At 66.9% G+C, this 12696-nt stretch carries 13 protein-coding genes; all 13 read left to right on the forward strand.

Annotated features, from left to right (window positions below; translation table 11 throughout):
* The first annotated feature begins 97 nt into the window (after positions 1-97).
* The 13 genes from ACMGF8_RS04430 to ACMGF8_RS04490 all read left to right on the forward strand — a co-directional run bounded on the left by ACMGF8_RS04430 (position 98) and on the right by ACMGF8_RS04490 (position 12693).
* Positions 98-757 (forward strand): YcxB family protein, encoded by a 660-nt coding sequence (locus ACMGF8_RS04430; protein ID WP_102862328.1) that lies wholly within the window; start codon positions 98-100, stop codon positions 755-757.
* Between the two features lie 36 nt (positions 758-793).
* Positions 794-1813 carry a beta-ketoacyl-ACP synthase 3 gene (locus tag ACMGF8_RS04435; RefSeq protein WP_102862329.1) on the forward strand — a complete coding sequence of 340 codons (1020 nt, stop codon included), beginning with the start codon at positions 794-796 and terminating at the stop codon, positions 1811-1813.
* A complete protein-coding gene (locus tag ACMGF8_RS04440; RefSeq protein ID WP_416758809.1) occupies positions 1813-2820 on the forward strand; it encodes an NAD-dependent epimerase/dehydratase family protein in 1008 nt (335 codons plus the stop codon). The genes ACMGF8_RS04435 and ACMGF8_RS04440 overlap by 1 nt, the downstream gene beginning before the upstream one ends.
* The gene (locus ACMGF8_RS04445) at positions 2817-3671 is read left to right on the forward strand and encodes an MBL fold metallo-hydrolase (RefSeq protein WP_416758811.1); all 855 of its coding nucleotides are present in this window, start codon (positions 2817-2819) and stop codon (positions 3669-3671) included. The genes ACMGF8_RS04440 and ACMGF8_RS04445 overlap by 4 nt, the downstream gene beginning before the upstream one ends.
* Complete coding sequence (locus tag ACMGF8_RS04450; RefSeq protein ID WP_416758813.1) at positions 3661-5019, forward strand: F390 synthetase-related protein; 1359 nt, start codon at positions 3661-3663, stop codon at positions 5017-5019. Before ACMGF8_RS04445 ends, ACMGF8_RS04450 begins: the two co-directional genes overlap by 11 nt.
* On the forward strand, positions 5007-6161 hold the full coding sequence (locus ACMGF8_RS04455; RefSeq protein ID WP_115581232.1) for an ATP-grasp domain-containing protein: 1155 nt from the start codon (positions 5007-5009) through the stop codon (positions 6159-6161). The genes ACMGF8_RS04450 and ACMGF8_RS04455 overlap by 13 nt, the downstream gene beginning before the upstream one ends.
* Entirely contained in the window at positions 6125-7297 is a 1173-nt protein-coding gene (locus ACMGF8_RS04460; RefSeq protein ID WP_416758815.1) for a hypothetical protein, read from the forward strand. Before ACMGF8_RS04455 ends, ACMGF8_RS04460 begins: the two co-directional genes overlap by 37 nt.
* Positions 7294-8310: an aromatic ring-hydroxylating oxygenase subunit alpha gene (locus tag ACMGF8_RS04465; protein ID WP_207166775.1), complete on the forward strand. Its 1017-nt coding sequence runs from the start codon at positions 7294-7296 to the stop codon at positions 8308-8310. Before ACMGF8_RS04460 ends, ACMGF8_RS04465 begins: the two co-directional genes overlap by 4 nt.
* 386 nt (positions 8311-8696) lie before the next feature.
* The gene (locus tag ACMGF8_RS04470) at positions 8697-9533 is read left to right on the forward strand and encodes an ABC transporter ATP-binding protein (protein WP_162884164.1); all 837 of its coding nucleotides are present in this window, start codon (positions 8697-8699) and stop codon (positions 9531-9533) included.
* A gap of 39 nt (positions 9534-9572) precedes the next feature.
* Positions 9573-10574: an ABC transporter substrate-binding protein gene (locus tag ACMGF8_RS04475; RefSeq protein WP_102862337.1), complete on the forward strand. Its 1002-nt coding sequence runs from the start codon at positions 9573-9575 to the stop codon at positions 10572-10574.
* Between the two features lie 29 nt (positions 10575-10603).
* Positions 10604-11380, forward strand: a complete 777-nt coding sequence (locus ACMGF8_RS04480; protein WP_102862338.1) for an ABC transporter permease — start codon at positions 10604-10606, stop codon at positions 11378-11380.
* Positions 11377-12144, forward strand: a complete 768-nt coding sequence (locus ACMGF8_RS04485; protein WP_374704515.1) for an SDR family oxidoreductase — start codon at positions 11377-11379, stop codon at positions 12142-12144. The genes ACMGF8_RS04480 and ACMGF8_RS04485 overlap by 4 nt, the downstream gene beginning before the upstream one ends.
* 12 nt (positions 12145-12156) lie before the next feature.
* A complete protein-coding gene (locus ACMGF8_RS04490; RefSeq protein WP_060845001.1) occupies positions 12157-12693 on the forward strand; it encodes a cupin domain-containing protein in 537 nt (178 codons plus the stop codon).
* Positions 12694-12696: the final 3 nt, after the last annotated feature.

The raw sequence follows: 12696 nt of genomic DNA on the forward strand, positions 1-12696 counted from the left end.
AGAGGGGCGACCTGGGTGCATACGCCGCTGCTACCCACAGCTCAGAAGTCGGTAGACTGCCGCCCTCACCGAACACGGACCTCGGACTCGCTCCTCCATGGAATTGCACTACAGCATCACCTCTGCCAACACCCAAGCCCGGCTCGCCGAACAACTGCCCCAGGAAATGCTCAGGCAGGACCAGCAGCAGGCGCGGATCATGGCCAGCGTCGCCCGTTGGCAGACCCGACTGATCGGCCCCTTGATGTTCACCCTCTGCCTGATCGGCGGCGGCCTGGCGATCTATTTCCCCGAACAGCGTTTCACCCCGGAAAAAGTCATTGCCATGCTGGTGTTCGTGCTGATTTTCAGCATGCTCTGGTGGCGCTTTTCCAAGCGCTGGCTCACCCACCTGCACGCCCGTATCGCCGCCCATCACGCCAAGCCCGGCAAGCCTTTGCAGGGTGTGAACCAGCGCCTGATCGAAGCCCGCCTGCGCGCGCCGCTGAAGGCGGCCGAGGGCACTTACCACCTGAGCTTCGACGACCAGGGTTTCAGCCTGAGCAAGGCCCGGGGCAAGCAGAGCGGCCTGGCCTGGGAACAGGTTGTTCACTTGCGGGAAACCCCCGATTTCTACGTCGTGGCCTGTGCCGAGCTGCAACGCAAGAACATGGGCTACTGCATCGCCAAACACAGCGAACTGATGGACGCCGAGGAGTATCAGCAAGGGCTGCAAGCCTTTCTGAGCCAATGCCCGGTCGCGCCGTCCGCCACCTGACCAAGCCTCCCCCGACGCCCCACACACGGAATTTGCATGCACACATCAGCGTCCTCCCCCCGCCCGGCCCGCGCCCTGGCCATCCTCGGCACCGGCCACGCCCTGCCGCAGCGGGTGGTCAGCAGTGCCGAGCTGGACCGCCAGCTCGGCCTGGAAGCCGGTAGCGTGGCGCGCATCAGCGGGGTGCAGCAGCGCCACGTCGCCGATCCTGCGGACACCGCCGCCAGCCTCGGCGCCCGTGCCGCGCGCCAGGCCCTGCAGGCGGCCGGCCTGGAGCTTGGCCAGCTGGACCTGATCGTCTGCGCCAGCGGCACCCAGGACCAGGGCATGCCCTGCAACGCCGCGCTGCTGCAACGGGAGCTGGGCCTGGGGCAGTCGGGCATTCCGGCCATGGACATCAACGCCAGTTGCCTGGGCTTTATCGCCGCCCTGGATACCTTGTCCTGGCCGATCCAGGCCGGGCATTACCGGCGCGTGCTGCTGGTGTGCGCCGATATCGCTTCCTGCGGCCTGGACTGGCAGCAGGTGGAGGTCTGCGGCATCTTCGGCGACGGCGCGGCGGCGGTGGTGCTGGGCCCGGGCCATGGCGGGCAGAAGCTCCTCGCCTCGCGCCTGAAGACCTACGCCGAAGGCGCGGCGCTGTGCCAGATCCCCGCCGGCGGTTCGCGCTTTCATCCGCGGCGCATCGACGTGCCGTTCGAGCCCCTGACCAGCTTCGCCATGCAGGGCAAGGGCGTGTTCCGTCTCGCGGCCAAACACCTGCCGGACCTGATGGACGATCTGTTGCTGCAAGCCGGGCTCTCCCTTGGGCAAATCGACTGGGTGATCCCTCATCAAGCCAGCCAGCAGGCCATGCAGCATGCGGCCAAGCGCCTGAGCCTGGGGCCGGACAAGGTCATCGATATCTTTGCCCAGCACGGCAATCAGGTGGCGGCCTCGCTGCCCACCGCCCTGGACATCGCGGTGCGCGACGGGCGCATTCAACGCGGACACACCTTGCTGCTGATCGGCACCGGCGCGGGCCTGTCCCTCGGCGGCATGATCCTGGAGTTCTGATGAAGATCCTGGTCACCGGCGGTACCGGTTTTATCGGTCGGCATCTGGTCTGGAAGCTGGCCGCCGAAGGCTGTGAGGTACAGTTCAGCGGGCGCAACCCCGAGGCGGCGGCCGAGGTGATTGCCCACAGCCCGGCGCCGGTGCGCTGGCTGCCGCTGGAGCACGGCAGCCCGTTGGCCAAGCGCCTGCTGGCCGACGCCAGCCGCGAGCATGACGCCATCGTGCATTGCGCCGCCCTGTCGTCACCCTGGGGGTCGCCCCAGGCGTTTGCCCGGGCCAACCTCGACTCCACCGCCGAGGTGATCCACGCCTGCGGCAAGAACCGCATCCCGCGGCTGGTGCACATCTCCACCCCGAGCCTGTACTTCGACTTCAGCGACCGCTTGGGTATCCGCGAAGACCAGCCGCTGCCAAACCCGGTGAACGACTACGCCCGCAGCAAGGCCCAGGCCGAAACCCTGCTGGCAGACGCCAAGCTGCCCGAGTGCGTGATCCTGCGGCCCCGGGCGGTGTTCGGCCCCTGGGACGCAACCCTGATGCCGCGCCTGCTGCGGGTGATGCAGCGCGGGGCGATTCCGCTGATGCGCGGCGGTCGGGCCCAGCTGGACCTGACCTGCGTCGACAATCTGGTGCACGCGGTGTGGCTGGCCCTGACCCGGCCCCTGCCGCGCCCGCTGTGCGTGTACAACCTGAGCAACGCCACACCCCTGGCCTTCAAGGACCTGCTGCAACAGATGGCCGAGCACTTCCGCCTGCCGCTGCGCACCCGCCGCCTGCCCTGGCCCCTGGTGCACGGCGTGGCGCACCTGCTGGAGCTCAAGGCGCGCCTGGGCAACGGCGCCGAACCCTTGATCACCCGCTACGGCGCCGGCGTCCTGGCCTTCAGTCAGACCCTGGACATCAGCGCCATCCAGCGCGAGCTGGGCTATAGCCCGGTGATCAGCCAGGAACAAGGCATCGTCCAACACGCCCAATGGTGGCTGGCCCAACAGAGGCAACGAGCATGAGCCGCAGTGTGAGTTTGAAGATCCTCCGGGCCGGCTGGTGCCAGCACCTGGAATGCATGGCCGACCGTGGCGGGCGCCTGGCGCCGGTGCAGTTTCCGGCCCTGTGCGGGCTGATCCAGCACCCGGAGCACGGCTGGATTTTGTACGACACCGGCTACGCCGAGCACTTCTTCCAGGCCACCCGCGCCCTGCCCGAGCGCCTGTACCGCAGTGCGGTGCCGGTGCAGTTGCCGGTGGCCGAACAGCTGGGGGCGCAGTTGCATGAGCTGGGCATCGGCCCGGGGGATATCCGCCATGTGATCATTTCCCACTTCCACGCCGACCATATCGCCGGGCTGCGAGATTTTGCCAACGCGCGTTTTATCGCCCTGGAAGCCGATTACCGGCATATCGACAGCCTGCGCGGCCAGCGTTGGCGCGCCACCCTCGGCGGCCATCTGCCGGGCTTGCTGCCGGACGACTTCAGCGCCCGCCTGCGCCTGGCCGAAGCCAGCCCCAGCTGTACGCTGCCAAGCTGGATGGCGCCCTTCGAGCAGGGCCTGGACCTGTTCGGCGATGGCAGCCTGATCGGCGTGCCGTTGCCCGGGCACAGCGAAGGCCAGCTGGGCCTGTTCATCCCCGATGCCCAGGGCCGGCCGGTGTTCCTGGTGGCCGACGCCTGCTGGTCGGTGCCGGCCTGCCGCGCCGAACGCCTGCCCGCCGCCCCGGCACTGTGGTTTGCCAGCGCCGACCGTCAGCAATATGTGCGCACCTACAGCGGCCTGGGCCAGCTGATCCGCCGCGAACCGGCGGTGGCGGTGCTGCCGTCCCATTGCACCCAGGCCTGGGAGGCGTTCGCCCATGAACAGTGAACGCCTGCTGGGCACCCTGCGCAGCATCGGCGCCTTCGTGTTCAGCCGCTACGCCCTGCGCTTTCGTCGCCGCGAGCGCCTGGAAGCCTGGCAGGCCCGACGCCTCAAGCACTTCATGGCGCGGGTCATGCCCCGTGGCCAGCGCTTCAACGGGCTGACCCACGATGGCCTGCACAGCTTGCCGATCATGGACAAGGCCAGCCTGATGAGCGATTTCGCCGGCTACAACACCCGCGCCCTGAGCCTGGAACAAGTATTACCGGTGGCCCTGCAGGCCGAGCGTTCCCGGGACTTCAGCCCGACCCTGGGGGACATCACCGTAGGCCTGTCCAGCGGCACCTCGGGGGCCCAGGGGGTCTTCCTGGTCAGCAGCGTGGAACGCCAACGCTGGGCCGGCATCCTGCTGGCGCGGACCCTGCCCCGGGCCCTGCTGCCCCGGCTGCTGTGCCCCTGGCTGGCGCCGCTGCGCATCGCCTTCTTCCTGCGAGCCAACAGCCGCCTGTACACCACCCTGGCCAGCCGCCGCATCGACTTCGCCTTTCATGACCTGACCCTGGGCCTGAGCGCCTCCCTGCAACGCCTCAACCATCAGAACCCGGACGTGCTGGTGGCCCCGGCCACGGTGCTGCGCGGGTTGGCCCAGGCGGCCCTGGCCGGGCAGTTGACGATCCGCCCCCGGCACATTCTGTCGGTGGCCGAAGTGCTGGAAACTACCGACGCCGAGGTGGTACAGCAGGCCTTCGGGCTCAAGCCCCGGCAGATCTATCAGGCCAGCGAAGGCTTCCTCGGCTACACCTGCGAGGCCGGCACCCTGCACCTGAATGAAAGCCACCTGCACATCGAGCCGCAGTGGCTGGACCCTGAGCGCACGCGCTTTCAGCCGATCATCACCGACTTTTCCCGGCGTACGCAGCTGATCGTGCGTTATCGCCTCAACGACATCCTGCGAGTGGCCGACGCGCCCTGCCCCTGTGGCCGCGCGGAACGGGCCATCGCCGCCGTGGAAGGCCGCGCCGACGAGATCCTCTGGCTGCCGCGGCTCGACGGCCAGCAGCTGGCACCGCTCTACCCCGACCTGTTGCGCCGGGCCCTGCTGATGCTCGGGGCGGCGCTTGAGGAATACCAGATCCACCAGCGCGGGCTGCTCTGGCAGGTCAACCTGCGCACCTCGGGCGACTACCACGGGCTGTGCCAACGCTTGAGCGAGGCCCTCGCCGAGCTCTGCGCGCAACAGGGGCTGCAGGCGCCGCATCTGAGCTTCGGCCACTGGCAGGCGCCGCCGCCACAGACGAAAAGACGCCGCCTGCTGATGCTGCAACTACCCGAGGGACTGCCATGCGTGTATTGATTCTCGGCGCCCGGGCCCCGGCCTGCCTGGAGTGGGCCCGGGCCTTCAGCCAAGCCGGCTGGACGGTGACCGTGGCCGATTCCCTGGCCCAGCCCCTGAGCCGCTTCAGCCGCGCCGCCGAGCACTTCGTGCGCCTGCCGGAGCCGCGCCACGACCCGGATGCCTGGATCGAGGCCCTGGCCGGGGTCATACGCCAACAGGCCATCGACCTGCTGCTGCCCACCTGCGAAGAGGTGTTCTACCTGGCCCACGGCCTGGAGCGCCTGCGACCTTTGTGCCGGGTGTTCACCAGCGATTTCGAGCTGCTGCACCGCCTGCACCACAAGGGCGATTTCGCCGCCATGACCCAAGGTTGGGATGTGGCCGCGCCGCCGACCCGAGTGCTGCATGACCCGGCCGCGTTGCAAGCACTGGCGGCAGAGCACGATGCCCTGGTGTTCAAGCCGGCCTATTCGCGCTTCGCCTCCCAGACCCTGATCCGCCCGAGCCCGGCGCAACTGGCGAAAGTCCGGCCCAGCAGCGAGGCGCCCTGGGTGGCCCAGCAGTTTGTCCCCGGCCAGGAATACTGCAGCTTCAGCGTGCTGGTGGACGGCCAATTGCGCGCCCACAGCAGCTACCAGCCGCGCTACCGGGTCGGGCGTGGCTCGGGAATCTACTTTCACAGCTGCGCCCCGGCGCCGATCCGCGCCTTCCTGGAGCAGTTCGGCCGGGCCACCGGCTACACCGGGCAGGTGGGTTTTGACTTCATCGAGGACCCGCACGGCCGCTTCCACGTGCTGGAGTGCAACCCCAGGGCCACCAGCGGCGTGCACCTGTTCGACGATCAGCGTGTGCCGTTGGTAGCGGCGCTGGGCAGCGAAGCCGGCGCTGCGCTGGAGGCGACCCTGGAACCCAGGATGATCGCCCTGGCCATGCTGCTTCTGGCCGCGCCGCAACGGGCCTTGAGCCGGGCGTTCTGGCACGACTACCGGCAAGCCCGAGACGTGATCGTCCAGGACGGCGACCGTGGCCCGCTGACCGCCCAGCTGCTGAGCCTGAGCGAGATCATCGGCCGCGCCCTGACCCGCCGCTGCGGGCTGCTGGCCGCCTCCACCGCCGATATCGAATGGAACGGCCAGCCCCTGGGGGCAACGCGCCGATGAAGCTGTGGATGCCCGAGCAACTGGCCCTTGAGCCCACGAGCGCCGACGACAGCCACGCCCGGCAGTACGTGCGCACCTGCGCCGGCGGCGCGCTGATCGGCAACGTCAGCACCGCCCTGGCCCTGCTGGACACCGGCCATCATCAGTTCCCGGTGAGCATCAACCACGGCCACGACCCTGTGGATAACTGCTACGTGGTGTCGCCGCAAACCGCCTACAGCGGCTATGCCCGGGAAGAACTGCAGCGCCTGAAACGGCCCTGGCTGGCCCGGCCGCTGAGGCTGCTGACCCAGGGCGTAGACCGGCTGCTGAGCGCGGCCAAGGTCGACCGGCTGGTGCAGGTCAACAACTGGCTGCTGTCCACCAACCTGTACCCGGCCGACTGGGACGGCGCGGACTTGCCGGCAATCACCGAGCTGCTGCGCCGGGCGTTTCCCGACCACGGCTTTGGCTTTCGCTCGCTCAACGACTTCAGCAACCGCGCCCTGCGCAAGCGCCTGCAAGCCCTGGGCTACCTGGCGATTCCCAGCCGCCAGGTGTACCTGTTCGACGGCCGCGAGGGCGAAAATTCAGCCTTCCTGCGCCACCACAACACCCGTCTGGACGCCACCCTGCTGCGTCGCAGCCCCTATACGGTGGTGCCCGGCAGCCAGCTGAACGAGGCCGACTTCCAGCGCATCGAGCAGCTGTACAACCTGCTGTACCTGGATAAATACAGCCGCCTCAACCCCCACTACAGCGCCCAATGGCTGCAACGCGGGCAGGCCGAAGGCTGGCTGGACGTGCGCGCCCTGCGCAACGCCGAAGGCCGCATCGACGGCGCCCTGGGCTGGTTCGCCAACAGCGCGCTGATCAGCACGCCCATCGTTGGCTACGACACCGCCCTGCCCCAGCGCGCCGGGCTGTACCGGCAACTGACCCGGCTGTGCCTGCAAGAAGCGGTGAACCGCCGTCAGGTGCTCAACTTCAGCTCCGGCGCCGCCGCCTTCAAGCGCTTGCGTGGCGGCCAGCCCGAAATCGAATACAGCCTGATCCACGTCGCCCACCTGCCCTGGCCGCGCAGGCTGGTGTGGCAACTGATGGGGATGCTGCTGCAACGGATCGGCGTACCGCTGATGAGGAAGCTCAAACTGTGAACAGTCACTCGGGCTGGTGGCCCGTCGCCCTCAGCCGGCAACTGCACAAGCAGCCCCTGGCCTGCACCCTGCACGGCGTGCCGCTGGTGCTGTTTCGCGACGCCGAGGGCGCCCCTGCCGTATTACCGGACCGCTGCCCCCATCGCTTTGCGCCGCTGAGCGCCGGCCGGGTGCGCGACGGGCAGATCCAGTGCCCCTACCACGGCTGGCGCTTCGATCCCCAGGGCCGTTGCACTCAGCTGCCCGGGCTGGAGCAGCAGCGTTGCAGCCAGCCCTTGCTGCAGCCGCTGCACAGCTGCGAAGCCCAGGGGCTGGTGTGGGCCAGCCTTGCCAGCGAGCGGCCGGATGAGCCGCCAGTAGCCGCCGCCGAACAGGCCCAGGCCCTGGATGTGTTCTGGATCAGCGACCGGGTGCAGTGCAGCTTGCAGGACGCCGCGGAGAACTTCCTCGACGGTTTCCACACCCACTTCGTGCACGCCGGCTGGATTCGCCACGATCGCCAGCGCCAGCGCATTCGCGCCTGGGTGCATCGGCTCGAAGACGGGGTTGAAGCGCAGTACAGCGAAGAAGGCACCCAATCCGGGCTGATTTCCCGGCTGTTCGAAGGCGAACGCGGCCTGAGCATGGGGCGCTTTCGTCTGCCGGGGCTGGCGGAAATCGAATACCGCGACCGCCAGGGCCGGCTCAACCTGCTGGTCAGCGCCTGGCTGAGCCCGGCCGCCGAGGGCCAGTTGCGGCTGTTCGCCCGCATCGCCACAGCCCAGGGCCGCCTGCCGGGCTGGCTCAAACGCGGCGTGCTGCAGCCGCTGTTCAAGGTGATCCTCAAGCAGGACCGGCAGATCCTGGAGAACGTCAGCGCCAACCAGCAACGCTTTGCCCGGGTGCCGCTGCGCTGGCAGCGGCCCGCGCCTCTGGACAGCTCGCTGGATCTGCTGGGGCCGTGGATTCGCCAGTTGCTGGAACAGGGTGAAATACACAACTTCCAGGAGCGGCATGAAACCTTCTGGCTGTAACCCGATACGTCTTGCACCCCGATACTTTCGGCAATAGATCATTGCGGTGCCGCTGCTTTTATATGAAGAGCCGCTGACTGGCGCGTGCCATGTTTCATATATAAAACAAACAAGGCATTTATCGCGTTTTTCCCGTTACCCGCAAAGCCTTCTTCTCTCGCAACTTCCCAAGCCACTTCCAAGTGTTGGGCAGTTTCGTGCCAGATAATAAACATCGTTTCATATATAAAACACAGCAAAAATCAAATTACTTATTACAAGTAACTGATTAATAACGATTTTTATAACTTAAACCCGAATATTAAATTCACTGGCATTGTTCATGCACTAAACGACGTATCACCTATAAAACAGACTTGAGAACTATCCCAATGGCTGTGAAAGAGATGTACGCCGTCGTGCCGCAATGGAATACCCCTGTTCCTCAGGAAGAGTTGGCACCGACTGAAATCGAATTTCGCAAAGTCGGTAAGTGTTTTCCGAGCAAGGGTCAGTCCAGCGCGCCTTTTGCCATTCGTGACGTGAGTTTCAAGATCCGCCGCGGCGAGGTGGTGTCGATCATCGGCCCTTCCGGCTGTGGCAAGAGCACCCTGCTCAATATGGGCTCGGGCCTATACCTGCCCAGCGAAGGCCAGGTGCTGGTGGGCGGCGAGGCGGTGACCGGGCCGGTGCGCCGGGTGGCCTTCATGCTGCAAAAAGACCTGCTGATGCCCTGGCGCAGCATTCGCCGTAACGTCGAGCTGGGCCTGGAGATCCAGGGCGTGGCGGCCAGCGCCCGGGAAGCAGTGGCCAATGACTTGCTCGAACGCTGCCACCTCAAGGGCTTCACCGAGCACTACCCGTTCCAGCTGTCCGGCGGCATGCGCCAGCGCGCCGCCCTGGCCCGGACCCTGGCCATCGACCCCCAGGTGCTATTCCTCGACGAGCCGTTCTCGGCCCTCGACGCCCAGACCAAGATGATCCTGCAACAGGACATGGCGCGGATGCTGGCCGACACCGGGAAGACCGCGCTGTTCATCACCCACGACCTGGTGGAAGCCATCGCCATGTCCGACCGGCTGCTGGTCATGAGCGCCCGCCCGGGAACCATCGTCGAGGAAATCAGCGTCGACCTGCCCCTGCGGGACAACCCCCTGGAGCGCCGCAAGTTGCCGGAGATCGGCCCGCTGGTGGGGCGTCTGATGGAGCTGCTGCAAGTCGGCCAGGACCTCGAACTGCATTGATCAAGGCCCTCACGGGCCGCAACCGATTCAGGAGTACCCATGCTCAAGTCGCTGCTTCAAAGACTCGGCCGCACCGCTACTGTCGCCCTCGGCCTGACCCTGGCGCAGGGCGCGCTGGCCGCCCCGCAGGAGGTCACCTACCTGCTGCCGGCGCCACCCAACCTGCCGGCGTTCGCGCCGTGGATCATCGCCAAGGAAAAGGGCTACTACGCCGCCCGCAACCTCAACCTGACCTTTATCGCCGCCAAGGGCGGGGTCGACGTGGCCAAGCAGATCGGCGCCGGCAACGCGCTGATGGGCGGCGCCATCGGCGACACCCCGATCGTGGTCCGGGCCAATGGCATTCCGGTGCGCGCGGTGGCACTGCTGGGGGCCGGCGGGGTGACCCTGATCGCCACACCGCAAAACGCCGGGATCAAGGCCATCGGCGACCTCAAGGGCAAGACCCTGACCGTGATGTCCTACTCGGACACCACCTACTACGCGCTGCTTGCCTCCCTGCGCAAAGCCGGCCTGAGCAAGAGCGATGTGGACATCCAGGCCGCTGGCCCGTCCGGGGTCTGGCAGCTGTTTTCCGCCGGCAAGGCCCAGGCCATGGCCGCGGTGCCGGACTGGGTGATCAATGCCGAGGACGCCGGGATCAAGGTGCAACTGATTCCCCGGGAACAGATCTTCGAAAGCATGGCCCAGGCGATCCTCGCCTCCGACACGGCGATCCGCGACCAGCCGGAACTGGTGCGCGGGGTGGTCCAGGCCACCCTGCAAGGCATGCGCGACATCATCCAGGACCCGCGCGCCGCGGCCCTGACCTTCGCCCAGGCAGTACCGGCCTACGCCGGCAAGGAGGATGCTCTGGAGCGGATCTTCAAGCTCTATGTCGAGCACGTCTATGCCGGTCAACAGGTGCTGGGGCGCATCGATCCCCAGCGCCTGGAGCAGGTGCGCCAGTTCTATGTCAGCGAAGGCATCGTCAGCCAGGAACCCAGGCTCGACGACCTCTACACCAACCAGTTCATCGACAGCCCGGTGGCTGCGCAATGAGCGCCGCCCCTCGCGAGGTACAACCCCGGATGAAAACCCTCAATCACTCCGTGCTCGGCAGCGCCGCGCTGCTGCTGGTGTTCCTGCTGCTCTGGCAGTGGGGCCCGGGCCTGCTGGGCATGCCGGAATTTGTCATGCCCAAGCTCAGCCGCGTGGCCCAGGAAAGCCTGGTCATGTGGCAGACCGGCAACCTCTGGCAGCACACCCTGGTCACCGCCCTGGAAATCATCGTCGGCTTCGCCCTCGGCGCCTTCCTGGGCCTGACCATCGGCGTGTCCCTGGGCCTGTCGCCCACCGCCGAGGCGGTGCTCTCGCCCTACATCCTGGCCTTGCAGATCGCGCCGAAGGTGGCCTTCGCCCCGCTGTTCGTGATGTGGCTGGGCTACACCGTCTACCCGAAGATCCTGATCGCCATCCTGATCGTGTTCTTCCCGGTGATGATCAACGTGCTGTCGGCGATCCGCACCGTGGACCCGGACATGATCAATCTGGTGCGCACCATGAGCGCCAGCCGCTGGCAGATCTTCCGCCTGGTGGAGTTTCCCTCGGCCATGGCCGCGCTGTTCTCCGGCCTGCGCATCGCCTCGACCCTGGCGGTGATCGGGGTCACGGTGGGCGAGCTGGTGGGCGGCAACCAGGGCCTGGGCTTCCTCCTGGTGGACGCCGAGGGCCAGGGCAACACCGCCGGGGTGTTCGTCGCCATCGTCATGCTGACGCTGATCGGGGTGATCGCCTACGGCGCCGTGGTCTGGGCGGAAAAACGCGTCCTGCACTACCTGCCCAAAGCCATGTTGAGTAGCCAATGATGAACACCCCAAACGATCTGCTGCGGGACCGTCGGGTCCTGATTACCGGTGGCGCCCGTGGCCTGGGCTACGCCTTCGCCGAAGCCATCGCCCGCGCCGGAGCCCGGGTGGTGATTGCCGATGTGCTGGAGCAGCGGGTGCAACAGGCCGCCGTCGACCTGCGCCACCAGGGCCTGGATGTCCGCGCCCTGAGCCTGGACTTGGCGAACCCCGACGCCATCGACGCTTGTATCAACGCCGCCGTGGAGCTGCTGGGTGGCCTCGACGGCCTGGTGAACAACGCCTCGATAACCCATTCCGGGGGCAAGAGCTGCGAGCAACTGACCCTGGAAACCTGGGATCAGGTGATGCAGGTCAACGTGCGCGGCACCTGGCTGATGACCAAGGGCTGCCTGCCGGCCCTGCGCGCCAGCGGGCGCGGGGCCATCGTCAACCTGGCCTCGGACACGCCGCTGTGGGGCGCGCCGAACCTGTTGGCCTATGTCGCCAGCAAGGGCGCGATCATCGCCATGACCCGCAGCCTGGCGCGGGAGCTGGGCGGCGACGGGATCACCGTCAACGCCATCGCCCCGGGCCTGGTGCAAGTGGAAGCCACCGCCTACGTACCCGAGGCGCGCCATCGCCTGTACCTGGAACAGCGCGCCCTGCAACGCCCGCAACTGCCCGAGGACGTCAGCGGCGCGGTGCTGTTCGCCCTGTCCGACCTTGCCCGTTTCATCACTGGACAAACCCTGCCGGTCAACGGCGGGTTCGTCATGCCCTGAATGGAGACTGCCATGACCGATCTATCCGCCAACTCGCAAGCCAAAAGCTGGGAACGCCCGGCCGGGGCCAGCCTGGAAAGCTGGATGAACACGCGCATCGCCCGCTACGCAACCCGCCAGTACGACTGGGATGCGCTGAAGTTCCAGGCCGACTACGACCCCAAGTACCGCCGCGCGCAGATGCGCTACATCGGCACCGGCGGCACCGGAGTCAGCAACGACAGCAACACCGTCCCGGCCGAGCACTTCACCTTTTCCACCATGGTCATCCCCGCCGGCCACGAAGGCCCGTCGCACCTGCATATTGATGTGGAGGAAGTGTTCTTCGTCCTGCGCGGCAGGCTCAAGCTGGTGCTGGAAAAGGACGGCGAGCGCTTTGAAACCATCCTCAACGAACGTGACCTGGTGTCGGTGCCGCCGGGGGTGTACCGCGAGGAGATCAACATCGGCGATGAAGACGCGCTGATGTGCGTGATGCTCGGCGCGAAGAAGCCGATCACCCCGACTTACCCGCCAGAGCACCCTCTGGCTTCGATCAAGCGCGGGTAAGGC

The sequence above is a fragment of the Pseudomonas sp. BNK-7 genome (genome assembly GCF_048072025.1).
Taxonomy (GTDB): domain Bacteria; phylum Pseudomonadota; class Gammaproteobacteria; order Pseudomonadales; family Pseudomonadaceae; genus Aquipseudomonas; species Aquipseudomonas danubii.

Bases quoted from the DNA above. Each gene is read 5' to 3' on its own strand.
- ACMGF8_RS04440 (WP_416758809.1), top strand. From the start codon at position 1,813: ATGAAGATCCTGGTCACCGGCGGTACCGGTTTTATCGGTCGGCATCTG.
- ACMGF8_RS04490 (WP_060845001.1), top strand. From the start codon at position 12,157: ATGACCGATCTATCCGCCAACTCGCAAGCCAAAAGCTGGGAACGCCCG.
- ACMGF8_RS04460 (WP_416758815.1), top strand. From the start codon at position 6,125: ATGGAACGGCCAGCCCCTGGGGGCAACGCGCCGATGAAGCTGTGGATG.
- ACMGF8_RS04480 (WP_102862338.1), top strand. From the start codon at position 10,604: ATGAAAACCCTCAATCACTCCGTGCTCGGCAGCGCCGCGCTGCTGCTG.
- ACMGF8_RS04450 (WP_416758813.1), top strand. From the start codon at position 3,661: ATGAACAGTGAACGCCTGCTGGGCACCCTGCGCAGCATCGGCGCCTTC.
- ACMGF8_RS04445 (WP_416758811.1), top strand. From the start codon at position 2,817: ATGAGCCGCAGTGTGAGTTTGAAGATCCTCCGGGCCGGCTGGTGCCAG.
- ACMGF8_RS04485 (WP_374704515.1), top strand. From the start codon at position 11,377: ATGATGAACACCCCAAACGATCTGCTGCGGGACCGTCGGGTCCTGATT.
- ACMGF8_RS04470 (WP_162884164.1), top strand. From the start codon at position 8,697: ATGTACGCCGTCGTGCCGCAATGGAATACCCCTGTTCCTCAGGAAGAG.
- ACMGF8_RS04455 (WP_115581232.1), top strand. From the start codon at position 5,007: ATGCGTGTATTGATTCTCGGCGCCCGGGCCCCGGCCTGCCTGGAGTGG.
- ACMGF8_RS04430 (WP_102862328.1), top strand. From the start codon at position 98: ATGGAATTGCACTACAGCATCACCTCTGCCAACACCCAAGCCCGGCTC.
- ACMGF8_RS04475 (WP_102862337.1), top strand. From the start codon at position 9,573: ATGCTCAAGTCGCTGCTTCAAAGACTCGGCCGCACCGCTACTGTCGCC.
- ACMGF8_RS04435 (WP_102862329.1), top strand. From the start codon at position 794: ATGCACACATCAGCGTCCTCCCCCCGCCCGGCCCGCGCCCTGGCCATC.